The organism is Streptomyces monashensis (genome assembly GCF_001866665.1).
GTDB classification, from domain to species: Bacteria; Actinomycetota; Actinomycetes; order Streptomycetales; family Streptomycetaceae; genus Streptomyces; species Streptomyces monashensis.
Genome location: NZ_MLYO01000031.1, coordinates 144,005 through 159,943 on the forward strand (window position 1 = coordinate 144,005; position 15,939 = coordinate 159,943).

Genomic DNA, 15,939 nt, shown 5'->3' on the forward strand with positions numbered 1-15,939 from the left:
CGACGCGGCGCACGGTGCGTCGCCCTCTCGCCCCGGCGGTACCCGCCCACTACCCTGCACTCGTCCGATGACCGACCCCGAGGAGCCGCGATGCGTGTCGCCCTGTTCCTGACCTGTGTCAACGACACGCTCTATCCCGACACCGGCCGGGCCGTGGTGAAACTGCTGACCAGACTGGGCGTCGACGTCGACTTCCCGATGGACCAGACGTGTTGCGGACAGGCCCACTACAACACCGGCTACCGCCATGAGACGGAGCCGCTGGCCCGGCACTTCTCCGATGTCTTCGGCGGGTACGAGGCGATCGTCACGCCGTCCGGGTCCTGCGCGGCGATGGTGCGGGAGCTGTATCCCCGGCTGGGCGAGCGGGCGCGCGCCGAGGGGCGCGGGGACTCGCTGGCCCGGGCGCTGGCACCGGTGGTGCCGAAGACGTACGAGCTGACCGAGTTCCTGGTCGACGTCCTGGAGGTCACTCACGTGGGCGCGTACTACCCGCACAAGGTCACGTACCACCCGACCTGTCACGGGCTGCGCGGCCTCGGACTGGGCGACCGGCCGCACAGGCTGCTGCAGGCGGTCAAGGGGCTCGAACTGGTGGAGCTGCCGGGGGCCGAGGAGTGCTGCGGGTTCGGTGGCACGTTCGCGGTGAAGAACGCCGCGGTGTCGGCGGCGATGGGCGCGGACAAGGTGCGCGCCGCCGAGTCCACGGGCGCGTCGGTGCTGTGCGCGGCCGACAACTCGTGCCTGATGCACCTCGGCGGCACGATGAGCCGGCTGCACACGGACCTGCGGCCGGTGCACATCGCGGAGATCCTGGCGAGCACGGAGGAGGAACCGGCCGTATGAGCGGGACGTTCGTCGGCATGCCCGCGTTTCCGGAGGCGGCCCGGACCGCCGTCGGCAATGCGACCCTGCGCGGCAATCTGCGGCACGCCACCCACACCATCCGCGCCAAGCGGGCCAGGGCGGTGGCCGAGGTGTCCGACTGGGCCGAACTCCGGGAGGCGGGCCGGCGCATCAAGGACCACACGCTGCGCCATCTCGACCGGTACCTGGAGCAGTTGGAGGAGTCGGTCACCGCCGCGGGTGGCACGGTCCACTGGGCGGCGGACGCCGACGAGGCCAACCGGATCGTCACCCGACTCGTCAAGGAGACGGGCGAGTCGGAGGTCGTCAAGGTCAAGTCGATGGCCACGCAGGAGATCGGGCTCAACGAAGCCCTTCTCGAAGAGGGCGTCCACGCCTACGAAACCGATCTCGCCGAGCTGATCGTGCAGTTGGGCAGGGACCGGCCCTCGCACATCCTCGTCCCGGCCATCCACCGCAACCGGGGCGAGATCCGGGACATCTTCGCCAAGGAGATGGGCGCGTGGGGCCGCCCGGCCCCCGAGGGCCTGACCGACGCGCCCGCCGAGCTCGCCGAGGCGGCCCGGCTGCACCTGCGCGAGAAGTTCCTGCGCGCCAGGGTGGGCATCTCCGGCGCCAACTTCATGGTCGCCGAGACCGGCACCCTGGTCGTGGTCGAGTCCGAGGGCAACGGCCGCATGTGCCTCACCCTCCCCGAGACGCTGATCTCCGTCGTGGGCATCGAGAAGGTGGTGCCGACCTGGCGCGACCTGGAGGTCTTCCTCCAGACGCTGCCCCGCTCCGCCACCGCCGAGCGCATGAACCCGTACACCTCGACGTGGACCGGCACCACCGACGGCGACGGTCCGAGCGCCTTCCACCTGGTCCTGCTCGACAACGGCCGCACCGACACCCTCGCCGACCGGGTCGGCCGCCAGGCCCTGCGCTGCATCCGCTGCTCGGCCTGTCTCAACGTCTGCCCGGTCTACGAGCGCGCGGGCGGACACGCCTACGGCTCGGTCTACCCGGGCCCGATCGGCGCCATCCTCAGCCCCCAACTGCGGGGCACGGCAAGCGAGATCGACGCCTCCCTGCCGTACGCGTCGAGCCTGTGCGGGGCCTGCTACGAGGTCTGTCCCGTCGCCATCGACATCCCGGAAGTGCTGGTGCACCTGCGCGAGCGGGTGGTCGAGGGCGGTCCGGCCGTGCGGGAGGGCAACCGGGTGCTGCTGAAGCCCGCCAGGGGACACGCGGCCGAGCGGGCGGCCATGCGCGCGGCCCGCTGGGCGCTGGCCCGCCCCGCCGCCCTGCGCGCCGGACAGCGGCTCGCCTCCCGCACCCGTCGCCTGCACCCCCGCACGCTGCCCGGCCCTGGCCGGGCGTGGACCGGCACCCGGGATCTGCCACCGGTGCCGGCGGAACCGTTCCGGGACTGGTGGCAGCGCACCCGCGGTGGAGAGGACGAGACCAAGTGAGCAGCAGGGAAAGGGTGCTGGGGCGGGTGCGGCGGGCGCTCGCCGACGTGGTCCCGGACGAGCGGCCGTACGAGGAGGTCGTGGGCCGGGACTATCTGCGCACGCACGGGCGGCGCAGCACCGAGGAGACGATTGAGCTGCTGGCCGAGAACCTGGCGGACTACCGGGCGATCGTGCACCGCGCCGCCGCCGAGGACGTGCGGATGCTCGTCATGCGGCTGCTGGCCAGGCGCGGCTCGCAGGAGATGCTCGTGCCGCCGGGACTGCCGCCGGACTGGCTGGCCGCCGCCGATCCGGTGTGGATCCACGACCGGGCAGCCAGCACTCCGCAGCGGCTGGACCGGGTCGGCAGTGTGGTGACGGGGTGTGCGGTGGCGATCGCCGAGACGGGCACGATCGTCCTGGACGGCTCCCCCGACCAGGGCCGCCGCCGCATCTCGCTGATCCCGGACCACCACATCTGTGTCGTCCGGGTCCCGGACCAGGTCGTCTCCTCCGTGCCCGAGGCCCTCGAACGCCTCGATGCGGCACGGCCGTTGACGTGGATCTCGGGTCCCTCGGCGACGAGCGACATCGAGCTGGACCGGGTCGAGGGCGTGCACGGCCCGCGCACGCTGGAGGTGATCCTGCTCGGCTGACCGGTGCCCCGTTGCGCCACGCCGGCGGGCAGGGCGCGCACGGCGCCGTTAGCGTGGGGGAATGATCCGGTTCGAGCAGGTCACCAAGCGGTATCCGGACGGTACGACGGCCGTGGACGACCTCTCCTTCGAGGTCGACGAGGGTGAGCTGGTCACCCTCGTCGGGCCGTCCGGCTGCGGCAAGACGACGACCATGATGATGGTGAACCGGCTCATCGAGCCGACCTGTGGCCGGATCCTCGTCGAGGGCGAGGACGTCGCCCGCGTCGACCCGGTGCGGCTGCGCCGCCGCATCGGGTACGTCATCCAGCAGGTGGGGCTCTTCCCGCACCGCACCGTCCTGGACAACACCGCGACGGTGCCCGCGCTGCTCGGCTGGAAGCGGGCGAAGGCCCGGGCGCGGGCCGCGGAGCTGCTCGACCTGGTCGGGCTCGACCCGGCGACGTACGGCCCGCGCTACCCGGAGCAGCTGTCCGGCGGGCAGCGGCAGCGGGTCGGGGTGGCTCGGGCGCTCGCCGCCGATCCGCCGGTGCTGCTGATGGACGAGCCGTTCGGCGCGGTCGACCCGGTGGTGCGCGAGCAGTTGCAGGACGAGTTCCTGCGCATGCAGGCGGCGGTGCGCAAGACGGTGCTGCTGGTCACACACGACATCGAGGAGGCGGTCCGGCTCGGTGACCGGATCGCGGTGTACGGACAGGGGCGGATCGAGCAGTTCGACACGCCGGGGGCGGTGCTGGGGGCGCCCGCCACGCCGTACGTCGCCTCCTTCGTGGGCGCCGACCGCGGGCTGAAACGGCTGTCGGTCACCGAGATCGAGCCGGACGACCTGGAGCAGCCGCCGGTGGCCCGGCTGGACGAGCCCGCCGAGCGGGCCGCGGAGCGGCTGCGGGCCGAGGGGGCGCGCTGGGCGGTCGTCCTCGACCCGGACGGCGATCTGCACGGCTGGGTCGGCCTCGACGCGCTGGCGGCGGGCGGCACGGTCGGCGAGCGCACGCACCGGATGACCGCGTGGGTGCCGGTGGGCGCGCCGTTGAAGCAGGCGTTCGGGGTGATGCTCCAGTACGACGCCGGGTGGGTCGCGGTGCTGGACGGCGCGCGCTTCCTCGGCGTGCTCACCCCGGCGAAGCTGCACGAGGCGCTGCGCCGCTCGGTGGACGCGGACGCGCGGGGCGTGGCGCGGGGGCAGGTGCCGTTCGACTCGGTCTCGGACGCCTGAACCGGGCAGGGCCGACCGGCCTACTTCAGCAGGCCCTTGTCCGTGAGATAGGTGCGGGCGACGTCGGCGGGCAGCCGGCGCCAGCTGTCGACCTGCTGGTTCATGGACGCCAGGTCGGCCGTCGTCAGGACGTCGTTGAGCCTGCCGAGCGCCTCGGTCACGCCCTCGCCGCCCGCGCGGGAGCGGTTGACGACCGGGACGATGTAGTCGGCGTTCTGGAGGTGCTTGTCGTCGGCGAGGAGCACCAGGCCGAACTGGTCCAGCGTGGCGTCCGTGGTGGTGGTCAGCACCATCTGGTCCCGGCCCGCCTGCACGGCCCGCTTGGCCTGGGTGGTACCGACGCCCTTGGGGTCGACGCCCGTGACGTCGATGCCGTAGACCTTCTTCAACCCCGGTTCGCAGTACGGCCGTTGGACGCACTCGTCGCCCGCCGCGAGGCGCACCTTCAGCCCCGAGGCGCCCAGGTCGCTGAGGTTCTTGAGACGGTGTTCGCGGGCGTAGTCGGCGCGTACGGCGAAGGCGTTCTGGTCGACGGCGCGGCCGGGCGGCAGGACGGTGAGCCCGCGCGGGGCGGCGAGCCCGCGCAGGGCCCGCATCGTCGCGTCGAGGTCGGGTGAGCCGACGGGGCCGGCGTCGGCGCCGTGGGTCTTGGCGTTCAGCCAGTCGGCGAGGGTGGCCGCGTACTCGGGCACGACGTCGATCTGGCCGGACTCCAGGGCCGGTTCGTACAGCTCCCGGTTGGCGACCGTGATCATCGACGTCCGGTGGCCGGCCCGGTTCAGGAGCTGGGCGTACAGCTGGGCGAGCAGGTCGCTCTCGGTGAAACCGGCGGAGCCGATCGTGAGGTGGTCGCTGTCGCCGGGCGGTGCCGTGACCGCGCCGCGGTTCTCCAGGGAGGGGCCGGTGGCGCAGCCGGTCAGGGCGAGGAGCAGCAGGACGCCGGGCAGGGCTCTTCTCATCGGCCGCCCCGGGCCCACACCGGGGCCAGGCGTTCGGCGGCCTCGAAGACGCCCTCGACGACGAGCGCGAACGCGGCGACCAGGATCGCGCCGCCGACCACCTGGGGGGTGCTGGCCAGGTTGAACCCGGCGGTGATGATCCGGCCGAGGCCGCCGCCGCCCGCGAGCGCGGCGATGGTGGCGGTGGCGACCAGCTGGACGGCGGCGATCCGCACCCCGGTCATGACCAGCGGGAGGGCGAGGGGCAGCTCCACGCGCAGCAGCATCTGCGCTCCGGTCATCCCCATGCCGCGGGCCGCGCGGACGACACCGCGGTCGACCTCGCGCATGCCGACGTAGGCGTTGGTGAGCAGCGGCGGGACGGCGAACAGCACCAGTGCCACCACGGTGGGTCCCTCGCCCCACCGGCCGACCGGGGTGAGGAGAAGCAGCACCAGGACGGCGAAGGTGGGCACGGCACGCCCGGCGTTGGAGACGTTCACGGCGAGCGCGCCGCCCCTGCCGAGGTGGCCGAGGACCAGGGCGACCGGGAGCGCGAGCGCGCAGCTGACGGCGAGGCAGACGACGGTGAGGACGAGGTGCTGGAGCAGCCGGTGCCGGATGCCGTCGTCGCCCGACCAGTGCGCGGGGTCGGTGAGCCAGTGCCAGGCCGCGGTGAGCGTGCTCATGGCCGGGCCGCCGTCCGGTCGTTCATGCGCGGCCCGCTCTCGTCCCGAGGAGCCGGGCGCGCGGACGCCCGCGTGCGGCGGGCGCGCGGGCCCGGCCGGCCCTCGTCCAGGGTGTCACGAGCCGCTGCACGCCCAGCAGGAGCAGGTCGGCGGCGACGGCGATCAGCACGCACAGCACGGACGCGGTGAGGACCTGGGCCTTGAAGTAGGTGTTCATGCCCGCGTAGATCAGGTTCCCGAGGCCGCCGAAGCCGACGATCGCGCCGACCGTGACCAGGGAGACCGCCGACACGGTGGCGATGCGCAGCCCGGCCATCGCGGCGGGCAGGGCGAGCGGCAGCTCGACGGTGAGCAGGAGGCGGACCGGGCCGTAGCCGAGACCTCGCGCGGCCTGCCGGGTCTCCTCGGGGACCGCGCGCAGGCCCGCGAGGATGTTCCGGACGAGGAGGGTGAGGGAGTACAGCACGAGTCCGGCGACGACGAGGGTGGCGGACAGGCCGTACACCGGCAGGAGCAGGGAGAACATGGCGAGCGACGGGATGGTGTAGAGGATCGTCGTCAGGGCGAGGACCGGTCCTGCCGCCCAGCGCCAGCGGCGGGCCAGCACCGCGAGCGGCACGGCGATGACGAGGCCGACGAGGACCGACAGGGCGGTCAGCTGGAGGTGCTGGACGGTCGCGTCGAGCAGGATCTGCCGGCGGGTGCGCAGATAGGCGCCGCAGATCCAGGCGTTGCGTGCGAGGCAGTCGTGCGGCGGGATGGTCACCGTCCCATTGGACCGGGTGGGCGAGCGCGGGGGCGCGTTGTGCTGGCCCGTACGGGGCGCGGGGCTGTGCCGGCGTGCGGCGCGCCGGGCGGCCGGGACCGGCTCAGCGGGTCCGGCGACGCCCGGTGCGGTTCGGCGGCGCCCCGAAGGGGCACGGGGCTCCGTCGATATGTGGCTCCGCCGCGTGGGCGCGACCGGCCACGACGGACCCGCGGATGACCGACGGCGCATCGCGGCACCTCCAGCGGAGCGCTCGGCAGGCGGCCGGCGGCCGGCTCAGTCCATCCCCGCCGCGTCCATCAGCGCGGTCGCCGTCGTCACGGCCAGTCCGTCCTCCAGGTGTTCCACCCGCGCGCCGGCCCGCGCGCTCGCGCCGTCGAAGACCAGGACGAGCTGGCGGGCGAGCAGTTCGGGGTCGCGGGCGCCGCCGCGCTCGGCCTCGGCACGGAAGCTGTCCGTCAGCCGCTGCTTGACGGCGCGGGCGACCACGCTCGCCGGGTGCTCGGGGTCCTTCAGCTCGACCAGGACGGCCAGGTAGGGGCAGCCGCGGTAGTCGGGGTCCGCGGCGGCGCCGGTGACCTGCTCGAAGACGTGGCGGATGCGCTCGCGCGGGGTCGCGTGGTCCGGGTCGGGGTGTGCGAGGCGGGCCTCGTAGCGCGGGATCCGCCGCTCCAGGCTCGCGGCCAGCATCGCGTCCTTGCTGTCGAAGAGCTGGTACATCGACCGCTTGGAGACGCCCGCCTCCCGGCACAGGGCCTCGATGCCGATGCCGACGCCGTCGCGGTAGGAGAGCCGGGCGGCCGCGTCGAGCAGCCGGTCGCGGGAGGACGCCTTGTCGGTGGTGGTGGCCATACGGCGAGGTTACCCGGGGGAAGGACGACGGGGAAACCGATCGGTGTATTTGCGTGACAGGGATGCTGAACAAGCGCTTAGATAGGAGCCCGGACCTCATTCCCGACCCGCCGGAGGCCCCGTTGTTCACGTCCGTCGACGACGTCTGCGCCCGCCTCGCCGAGACCGGCTACCTCGCCTCGCCCGCCGTCGCGACGACCGTGTTCCTCGCCGACCGGCTGGGCAAGCCGCTGCTGGTCGAGGGCCCGGCCGGGGTGGGCAAGACCGAACTGGCCAAGGCCGTGGCCCAGGTGGCCGGGGCCCGGCTGGTGCGGCTCCAGTGCTACGAGGGCGTGGACGAGTCCCGGGCGCTGTACGAGTGGAACCACGCCAAGCAGCTGCTGCGCATCAGCGCGGGCCGCGACGAGAGCTGGGACGAGACCCGCACCGACATCTTCAGCGAGGAGTTCCTGCTCCCGCGCCCGCTGCTCACCGCCATCCGCGGGGACGAGCCGACGGTGCTGCTGATCGACGAGACCGACAAGGCCGACGTCGAGATGGAGGGGCTGCTGCTGGAGGTGCTCAGCGACTTCCAGATCACGGTCCCGGAGCTGGGCACGGTCAGCGCGACCCGCCGCCCGTTCGTCGTCCTCACCTCCAACGCCGGCCGGGAGCTGTCCGAGGCGCTGCGCCGGCGCTGTCTGTTCCTGCACATCGGCTTCCCCGAGGAGGAGCTGGAGCGGCGGATCGTCCGGCTGAAGGTGCCGGGCCTGACCGAGGCGCTGGCCGCGTCGGTGGTCCGGGTGGTCGGCGCGCTGCGCGCGATGGACCTGCGCAAGGCACCGTCCGTCGCCGAGACCGTCGACTGGGCGCGCACCCTGCTGGCCCTGGGCGCCGGCGCGCTGGACGAGACGGTCGTCCGGGACAGTCTCGGGGTGATCCTCAAGCACCAGGACGACATCCAGAAGGCGGCGGCGAAGCTCGACCTGGACGCCCTGTGACCGAGGTCGCCGAGCGGATCACCGGCCTGGTCGGGGCGCTGCGCGCGCACGGGATGCGGATCGGCACCGGCGAGAGCGTGGACGCGGCCCGCGCCGCGCGGGAACTCGGCTTCGCCGACCGGGAGTTGCTGCGGGAGGGGCTGGCCGCGACGCTGCTGCACGGGCCCGGCCAGCGGGCGGTGTTCGACCCCGTCTTCGACCTGTACTTCCCGCGCGCGGTGGGCGGCCCGGCCGACGCCGGATCCGACCGGGACGAGCTGCGCGACCGCCTGGCCGAGGCGCTGGCCGCGGGTGACCAGGTGATGATGGCCCGGCTGGCGGCCGAGGCCGTCGACGGCATGGGCGGATACGGCAGTTCACCGGGCTCCGACGGCTTCTCGGCGTACCAGACCCTCGACCGGCTGCGCCCGCAGACCCTGTTGGCCCGCGTACGTTCGGACCTCCGGGGCGGGAACGGCGACGGCAGCGGCGGCGGCTTCGCGGACCGGCTGCTGGACGACGAGATCCGCGGCCGGATCGAGCAGTTCCGGCGGATGGTCGGCGCGGAGGCGCGGCGCCGGGTGGCCGAGCGGCGCGGGCGGGACGAGATCGCCCGGCGCGGTGTCGTACCGACCGCGGACCGGGTGGACTTCCTGTTCGCCGGCCGGGACCAACTGGCCGAGCTGCGCAGGGCGGTTCAGCCGCTCGCGCGCAAACTGGCCACCCGGCTGGCCGCGCGCCGGCGCCGGGCCGCGCGCGGCACGGTCGACCTGCGCCGCACGCTGCGCTCCTCGCTGTCCACGGGCGGGGTGCCGATGCGGCCGGTGCTGCGCCGGCGCCGCCCGGTCCGCCCCGAACTGGTCCTGCTGTGCGACGTGTCCGGTTCGGTGTCGGGATTCTCGGACTTCACGATGCTGCTGGTGCAGGCGCTGCACGACCAGTTCAGCAAGATCCGGGTGTTCGCCTTCGTCAACCGGCTGGACGAGGTGACCGGACTGCTCGACCACGGCCGGGCCGACCCGGACGGGCTCGGCGCCCGCATCCGCGCCGAGGCCACGCTGACCGGCTGGCACGGCAGCAGCGACTACGGCGTGGCGCTGGGCGAGTTCGCCGAGCGGTACGGCGCCGCGGTCGGCCCGCGCACGACGGTGTTCGTCCTCGGCGACGCCCGCACCAACATGAGCGATCCGAACCTGGCCGCCGTGCGCGAGGTCGCCCGGCGCGCCCGGCGCGTGTACTGGCTGAACCCGGAGCCCCAAGACCGCTGGGGCACCGGTGACTCGGCCGCGCCCGCCTACGCGGAGCTGGTCGAGATGCACGAGTGCCGTACGGCCCGTCAGCTCAGCGCGCTGATCGCCCGGCTGCTGCCGGTGTGATCGACTGGTCCGCGACGACCGCGATCCGCACCTGAACCGCGCCCGACCGGCGCCGAAGGACGTACGCCATGAACACCTCTCCCGTCTCGCTCGGCAGCTTCCCCACCCCCGTCGAACCCGCGCCCCGGCTCGCCGCCGCGCTCGGGCTCGGCCCGGAGGACCTGTGGATCAAACGCGACGACCTGACCGGTCTGGGCGGCGGCGGGAACAAGATCCGCAAGCTGGAGTGGACGGCGGGCGCGGCGCTCGCCGAGGGCGCCGACACGCTCGTGACCACCGGCGCCCCGCAGAGCAACCACGCCCGGCTGACCGCCGCCGCGGCCGCCCGGCTGGGCCTGGCCGCCGTTCTCGTGCTGCGCGGCGAGCCCGGCGCCGCACGGTCCGGGAACCTGGCCCTGGACGGGCTGTTCGGGGCGCGGATCGCATGGGCGGGCGAGGTCGGCCAGGCGGGTCTGGACGCGGCGGCGGACGACGTGTGCGCACGGCTGCGGGCCGAGGGTGCCCGGCCCGCGCTGATCCCGTTCGGCGGGTCGGGCGTGCGCGGCGCCCGGGGCTACGTGCGCTGCGGCGAGGAACTGGACGAGCAGTTGCCCGAGCTGCGCACGGTGGTGGTCGCGCTCGGCTCGGGCGGCACCATGGCCGGGCTGGTCGCGGCCCTGGGCGCCGGCGCGGTGCTCGGTGTCGACGTGGGCGCGCTGGCCGACCCGGCCGCGGCGGTCGCGGCGTTCGCGGCACCGCTGACGGCGCGGCAGGTCACGGCCGAGGAGCTGCGGGTGCGCCGGGACCAGGTGGGCGACGGGTACGCGACGCTGACCGGCCCGGCCGCCGAGGCGCTGCGGCTCGCCGCCCGTACCGAGGGCCTCGTCCTCGACCCCGTCTACACCGGCCGCGCCCTGGCCGGCCTGCGCGCGGCCGTCGCCGACGGCGACATCCGGCCGGGCGAGAAGACGGTCTTCGTGCACACCGGCGGGCTGCCCGGCCTGTTCGGGCACGCGGACGCGGTGGCGTTCGCGCAGGAGGGGGCGACGGAGTTCCCCCGTCACACGGGCTGAGCGAGCCCGCGAGCGGGCCGCGGAAAGGACCGCGCATGGGCCGCGGAAATGTCTTCGGGGTGCACCCGCAACCTCGCCCGGGGTCGGACGTCTGTCGGGGTGGAGGCCTCCACTTCGACCAGTTGTCCGACGCGAGCGAGCGAAGGAACCCATGACCGCACACCGAGCCCACCGCCCCGGCACCGTCCGCAGGCTGCGGGCTGCCCTGGGGGTCTCCGCCGTAGGCGCCGCCCTGGCCGTCGCCGGCACCATCACCGCCCAGGCGGCCCAGAGCGACAGCCACTCCCGGCCCGTACGGCCACCCCGTCGCCGGTGCCGTCCTCGCCCGGTACGACCATCCCGTCGCCGGTGCCGTCGCCGGTGGGCACGCAGCCCCCGGCGGCCCGTGCCGAGCACGTCGCAGCCCGGACCGGCGACCCCGACGGCGGTGCCGTCGCCCGTATCCGCCATCCCGCGCCCGGTGCCGTCCACCAGCGCGCCGGAGCCCGCGCCGGTACCGAGCCAGGTGCCGGGGCACCGCCGTCCCGTCCCCGAGCACACCGGATCCGGAGGCGTCGCCTGTGAACCACGCGTCCGGGTGGGCGGGTTCCATGACCGCGCTCAGCGTGTACCGGCCGCCGTCCAGGCCGGAGAAGGCGGCCGCCCCGTCGGCGACGGCGGCTGTCGTGGCGACGGCGTCGCCAGCGCGCCGGAGCCCGCGCCGGTACCGAGCCAGGTGCCGGGGCACGGCCGTCCCGTCCCCGAGCACACCGGATCCGGAGGCGTCGCCTGTGAACCACGCGTCCGGGTGGGCGAGTTCCATGACCGCGCTCAGCGTGTACCGGCCGCCGTCCAGGCCGGAGAAGGCGGCCGCCCCGTCGGCGACGGCGGCGGTCGTGGCGACGGCGTCGCCCACGACGTCCACCAGGGCCACCCGGGCGGCGCCGGGCGGCCCGCCCGTGCCGCGCACCTGGGCGCCGGAGCGCAGTCCGGCCGCGACTCGCGGACGCCGGTGCCGGCGGTCTCCAGGGGCAGCGCGAGCGGGCGGTGCTTCGGCGAGCTGTCCGCGCGGGTGACCGCGCCGCGCACGAGGCCGCCGAGGCCGAACTCGCCCAGCCCATCGGCGCGTTCGGGCGCCGACGCCTCTGCGCGCACGTCGGTGACGATCACGACGGCCCCCGCGGCCGGCGCCCCGCTGTCCGCGGCCCGCACCACACCAAGCAGACCGCCTGCACCGGCGAGCGGTACGTCGTACGCGACCGGCTGCGCGCCGACGACGACCGCGCAGGCCCGCGGCCGGTCGTCGGCCCGGCCGACGTGGCTCGACCCCGTCGGCGCACGCGCTCGATGACACGGCCCGGCTCCGTGAACCGGCGGGACTTCGTGGACCCACTGGCCCGAAGTCACCGCTCGGACTCCATTCGCGGGTCGGGTGGCCCGTCCGCCCGGCGGCGCGGGGCGCCGGCCGCTAGGTTGGGCGGCATGAGCAACCTTGACCGCGCGCCCGTACCCAGTGTCTGCGGCGGCCGCGGGTTCGTCGTCGCCGAACCCGTGCGCGAGCTGCTGAGCCCCCGTCAGGTGAAGCTGGGCGAGTCGACCGAGGTGCGGCGCCTGCTGCCCAACCTGGGCCGGCGCATGATCGGCGCGTGGGCCTTCGTCGACCACTACGGCCCGGACGACATCGCGGACGAGCCCGGCATGCAGGTCCCGCCGCATCCGCACATCGGCCTTCAGACGGTGAGCTGGCTCCACCAGGGCGAGGTACTGCACCGCGACTCGACCGGCAGCCTCCAGACGATCCGCCCCAAGCAGCTGGGCCTGATGACCTCCGGCCACGGGATCAGCCACTCCGAGGAGAGCCCTCGGCCGCACGCCCGCTTCCTGCACGGCGCCCAGCTCTGGGTCGCCCTGCCGGACGAACACCGGCACACCGACCCGGAGTTCGAGTTCCACCCGGACCTGCCGACGGTCACCGCCGCGGGCCTGACCGCCACGGTGATCCTGGGCGACCTCGACGGCTCGGCCTCCCCCGGTACGACGTACACCCCGATCATCGGCGCGGACCTCGCCCTGACCCGGGGCGCCGACGTCCGCCTCCCCCTGGAGCCTGACTTCGAGTACGGCGTGCTGGCGATGTCCGGCGAGGTACGCGTGGACGACGTACCGGTGCTCCCCGGCTCGATGCTCTACCTCGGCTGCGGCCGCACCGAACTCCCGCTGCGCGCCGAGTCGGACGCGGGAGTCATGCTGCTGGGCGGCGAGCCGTTCGCGGAGGAACTCGTCATGTGGTGGAACTACATCGGCCGGTCCCAGGAAGAGATCGAGGAAGCCCGCGAGGACTGGATGAAGGGGACCCGCTTCGGCGAGGTCCACGGCTACGACGGAGGCCCTCTGCCCGCACCGCAACTGCCGGCGACCCCGCTGAAGCCGCGCGGAAGGGTACGTTGAGCTGCGGAGACTCACCTTCCGGCCATCAGGTCCCCGCACAGACAGGCTCCGCCGTACCACGGACCACGAGGTGCGGGGCGAGGACGACCTCACGTGACCGGGCTCACTCCGAGGGTTCGCGCAGGCGTACGGCGAGGGCGGCGATGTCGTCGTCGAGGCGCCCTCTGCTGTAGTGCAGCAGGTCGCGGTGCAGGGCCGTGAGCAGTTCGCGCGGCGACGACGGGGGCTGTCGGCGCATCCAGCCCGCCAGCGGGAAGAACTCGCCGTCGTGGGCGCGGGCCTCGGCGACCCCGTCGGTGTAGAGGAGCAGCAGGTCGCCGGGGGCGAAGTCGAACGTGTCGACGCTGTAGTGATCGCCGATCAGGTCCGCGAGGTTGAGCAGCGGCGAGGGGGTGGTGGGTTCGAGGGCGCGGAGTTTCCCGTGGTTCAGCAGGAGCGGCGGGGGGTGGCCGCAGTTGAGGATCTCGATGCGCCCGCCCTCGTGCGGGATCTCGACGAGCAGGGCGGTGGCGAAGCGCTCCATCAGCCCCTCGGGGGGAAAGGAGGCGTTGTAACGGGTGCTGCTGGCGTCCAGCCGGCGCGCGACACCGACCATGTCGGCCTCGCCGTAGGCCGCCTCCCGGAAGGCGTTGACGATCGCCGCGGCGGCCCCCACCGCCGGCAGGCCCTTGCCCCGCACGTCACCGATGAGCAGCCTGACCCCGTAGGGCGTGTCGACCACCTCGTAGAAGTCCCCGCCGATCCGGGCCTCCGCCGCGGCCGCGAGATACAGCGACTCGATCTCGACGCCGCCGAGGCGGTGCGGCATGGGGCTCAGCACCACCTGCTGCGCCGCGTCGGCGACGAGCCGCACCTGGAAGAGGGTCCGCTCCCGCTGGAGCCGGACGTGGCTGCCGTACGCGGCCGCCACGGTGACCGCGATGATCCCCGCGGCCGTCCACCACGTCCCCAGCCCGGGGAACACCAGACTCAGCCCGATCATCAGAAAGAGGCAGACGGTGCCCAGCAGGACGGTGGGGAGCACCGGCCACATGGAGGCGGCGAGGGCCGGCGCCGCGGGCAGGAGACGGCTGAAGGCCATGTCCGGAGGGGTGGAATAGGCCAGGCTTGCGATGACGACGGTCAGGACGACCGGCGACAGCCGCACGAAGCTCCCCCGGCCGCGGCGGTGGCGGAGCCGTGGCCGCCCAGACTCGATCACATCTCACAGAATATCTACGCAATCCGGGCACAGCGCTCCGGCGGCTCGGCGGACGCCACCCGCCCCGGCCCGGCGGAGGTCGCGTCCTGGCCGATCGCGAGTTCGGCCCAGCGGGTGACCCCGCCGGGGTGGACGCGTATGCCGTGGCGTGCGGCGAGGGCACGGACGATCGTCTCGCCCCGGCCGTGCTCGTCCGGGTCGACCCCGGTGCGGGAGCAGCCCGTCACGAGGTCGGGTCCCGCGTCGGTGACCTCGATGCTCATCGTGCGGGCGCCGCCGTCGGGCCGCCAGGACACCCGCAGCACGGCCGGCGGGCGGGCGTGGATGATCGCGTTGGTGACCAGCTCGGACACCACGAGGAGCACGTCCTCGACGACGTCCGGGGGCAGGCTCCAGTCGGCGAGGACCGCGGCCGTGCTGCGGCGTACAGCCGAGACGGCGCCGGCGGCGGGCGGCACCGGACACACGTGGTGGTAGGCCGCCCGAAGCAGCGTGTTGAGCTGTGCCGCCATGGTCTCTCCCGGTGATGTGAGCGACCGGTGCGGCGCCGAGTCCCGGCGCATACCGGCTGAGCAGCAAGCTACGGAGACAATTCGGACAGGTCAATGAACGGCGGTCGGCATTACCGAACGCGGATCTCCCGGGGGCTCCCCGGGCGCGGCCCGCCCGTACGGCGAAGCGTCCACGGCGGTAATAGGCTCGCCTCATGGCCGGACCGGTCCAGTCGATCGAACGGGCGGCGGCGATCCTGCGCCTGCTCGCCGGCGGGCCCCGCCGCCTCGGTCTCGGCGAGGTCGCCGCCTCCCTGGGACTGGCCAAGGGCACCGCGCACGGCATCCTGCGCACGCTGCAGCACGTGGACTTCGTGGAGCAGGACGCGGCGACCGGGAAATACCAGCTCGGAGCCGCCCTGCTGCACCTGGGCACCAGCTACCTGGACGTCAACGAGCTGCGCTCACGCTCCCTGAACTGGGCCGACGCCCTCGCCGCCCGCAGCGGGGAGGCGGTTCGCCTGGGCACGCCCCTGGAGGGCAGCGTGCTCGTCGTCCACCACGTGTTCCGGCCGGACGACACCTTCCAGACCCTGGACGTGGGCTCGCTGCTGCCCCTGCACGCCTCCTCGCTGGGCAAGGTGCTGCTCGCCTACGGCACCGCGACGATCGAGACCGCCGGGGAGACGGAGCTGGAGGCGTACACCCGGCACACCCTCGTCGATCGCGAGCAGCTCACCCGGGCGCTCGCCGAGGTCCGGGAGGTGGGCTGGGCCGCCGAGATCCAGGAGATGAGCATGGGCGAGGCCGGGCTCGCCGCGCCGATCCGGGGGCACGGCGGCCTCGTCGTCGGCGCCATAGGCCTGTCCGGGGCGGTCGAGCGGATCTGCGACAGCCAGGGCCGCCCCCGCCCGAATCTGATCACCCTGATCCGCGAGGCCTCACGAGCGATCTCCCGGGACCTCGGAGCCACCCGATGGTAGGCCGGGCCGGCCGCCTCCTCGACCCCTCGG

16 protein-coding genes are annotated in these 15,939 nt (G+C 74.2%); 10 read left to right on the plus strand and 6 right to left on the minus strand.

Annotated elements, in window-relative coordinates:
* Positions 1-90: 90 nt before the first annotated feature.
* The 4 genes from BIV23_RS18645 to BIV23_RS18660 all read left to right on the plus strand — a co-directional run bounded on the left by BIV23_RS18645 (position 91) and on the right by BIV23_RS18660 (position 4,175).
* Positions 91-846 carry a (Fe-S)-binding protein gene (locus BIV23_RS18645; RefSeq protein WP_071382007.1) on the plus strand — a complete coding sequence of 252 codons (756 nt, stop codon included), beginning with the start codon at positions 91-93 and terminating at the stop codon, positions 844-846.
* On the plus strand, positions 843-2,321 hold the full coding sequence (locus tag BIV23_RS18650; RefSeq protein WP_071382008.1) for a LutB/LldF family L-lactate oxidation iron-sulfur protein: 1,479 nt from the start codon (positions 843-845) through the stop codon (positions 2,319-2,321). The genes BIV23_RS18645 and BIV23_RS18650 overlap by 4 nt, the downstream gene beginning before the upstream one ends.
* Positions 2,318-2,959, plus strand: a complete 642-nt coding sequence (locus BIV23_RS18655; RefSeq protein ID WP_071382009.1) for a LutC/YkgG family protein — start codon at positions 2,318-2,320, stop codon at positions 2,957-2,959. Before BIV23_RS18650 ends, BIV23_RS18655 begins: the two co-directional genes overlap by 4 nt.
* A 61-nt stretch (positions 2,960-3,020) precedes the next feature.
* Positions 3,021-4,175 (plus strand): ABC transporter ATP-binding protein, encoded by a 1,155-nt coding sequence (locus BIV23_RS18660; protein WP_071382010.1) that lies wholly within the window; start codon positions 3,021-3,023, stop codon positions 4,173-4,175.
* A 20-nt stretch (positions 4,176-4,195) separates the two neighbouring features.
* Here the strand turns inward: BIV23_RS18660 and BIV23_RS18665 are convergent, their stop codons facing one another.
* The 4 genes from BIV23_RS18665 to BIV23_RS18680 all read right to left on the minus strand — a co-directional run bounded on the left by BIV23_RS18665 (position 4,196) and on the right by BIV23_RS18680 (position 7,420).
* A complete protein-coding gene (locus BIV23_RS18665; RefSeq protein ID WP_071382070.1) occupies positions 4,196-5,134 on the minus strand; it encodes an ABC transporter substrate-binding protein in 939 nt (312 codons plus the stop codon).
* Positions 5,131-5,802 carry an ABC transporter permease gene (locus tag BIV23_RS18670; RefSeq protein ID WP_071382011.1) on the minus strand — a complete coding sequence of 224 codons (672 nt, stop codon included), beginning with the start codon at positions 5,800-5,802 and terminating at the stop codon, positions 5,131-5,133. The genes BIV23_RS18665 and BIV23_RS18670 overlap by 4 nt, the downstream gene beginning before the upstream one ends.
* Positions 5,803-5,824: 22 nt before the next feature.
* Entirely contained in the window at positions 5,825-6,568 is a 744-nt protein-coding gene (locus tag BIV23_RS18675; protein WP_071382012.1) for an ABC transporter permease, read from the minus strand.
* A 276-nt stretch (positions 6,569-6,844) separates the two neighbouring features.
* The gene (locus BIV23_RS18680; RefSeq protein ID WP_071382013.1) at positions 6,845-7,420 is read right to left on the minus strand and encodes a TetR/AcrR family transcriptional regulator; all 576 of its coding nucleotides are present in this window, start codon (positions 7,418-7,420) and stop codon (positions 6,845-6,847) included.
* Positions 7,421-7,542: 122 nt separating this feature from the next.
* Between BIV23_RS18680 and BIV23_RS18685 the strand changes: the two genes are divergently transcribed.
* The 5 genes from BIV23_RS18685 to BIV23_RS18700 all read left to right on the plus strand — a co-directional run bounded on the left by BIV23_RS18685 (position 7,543) and on the right by BIV23_RS18700 (position 13,234).
* Positions 7,543-8,400, plus strand: coding sequence for an AAA family ATPase (locus BIV23_RS18685; protein ID WP_071382014.1), 858 nt, complete (start codon positions 7,543-7,545; stop codon positions 8,398-8,400).
* Between the two features lie 53 nt (positions 8,401-8,453).
* The gene (locus BIV23_RS18690) at positions 8,454-9,755 is read left to right on the plus strand and encodes a VWA domain-containing protein (RefSeq protein WP_245790573.1); all 1,302 of its coding nucleotides are present in this window, start codon (positions 8,454-8,456) and stop codon (positions 9,753-9,755) included.
* Between the two features lie 68 nt (positions 9,756-9,823).
* Entirely contained in the window at positions 9,824-10,807 is a 984-nt protein-coding gene (locus BIV23_RS18695) for a pyridoxal-phosphate dependent enzyme (RefSeq protein WP_071382016.1), read from the plus strand.
* 460 nt (positions 10,808-11,267) lie between these two features.
* Positions 11,268-12,137 carry a hypothetical protein gene (locus BIV23_RS50385; protein WP_177239945.1) on the plus strand — a complete coding sequence of 290 codons (870 nt, stop codon included), beginning with the start codon at positions 11,268-11,270 and terminating at the stop codon, positions 12,135-12,137.
* A gap of 131 nt (positions 12,138-12,268) precedes the next feature.
* A complete protein-coding gene (locus tag BIV23_RS18700) occupies positions 12,269-13,234 on the plus strand; it encodes a pirin family protein (protein ID WP_071382071.1) in 966 nt (321 codons plus the stop codon).
* A gap of 103 nt (positions 13,235-13,337) precedes the next feature.
* Here BIV23_RS18700 and BIV23_RS18705 read toward each other — a convergent pair whose 3' ends face one another.
* Together BIV23_RS18705 and BIV23_RS18710 are read right to left on the minus strand one after the other, a co-directional pair.
* Entirely contained in the window at positions 13,338-14,381 is a 1,044-nt protein-coding gene (locus BIV23_RS18705; protein WP_079173233.1) for a PP2C family protein-serine/threonine phosphatase, read from the minus strand.
* Positions 14,382-14,449: 68 nt separating this feature from the next.
* A complete protein-coding gene (locus tag BIV23_RS18710) occupies positions 14,450-14,947 on the minus strand; it encodes an ATP-binding protein (RefSeq protein ID WP_079173234.1) in 498 nt (165 codons plus the stop codon).
* A gap of 194 nt (positions 14,948-15,141) precedes the next feature.
* On the opposite strand from BIV23_RS18710, the gene BIV23_RS18715 reads away from it, so the two are divergent.
* Complete coding sequence (locus BIV23_RS18715) at positions 15,142-15,909, plus strand: IclR family transcriptional regulator (protein ID WP_071382018.1); 768 nt, start codon at positions 15,142-15,144, stop codon at positions 15,907-15,909.
* Positions 15,910-15,939 lie beyond the last annotated feature (30 nt).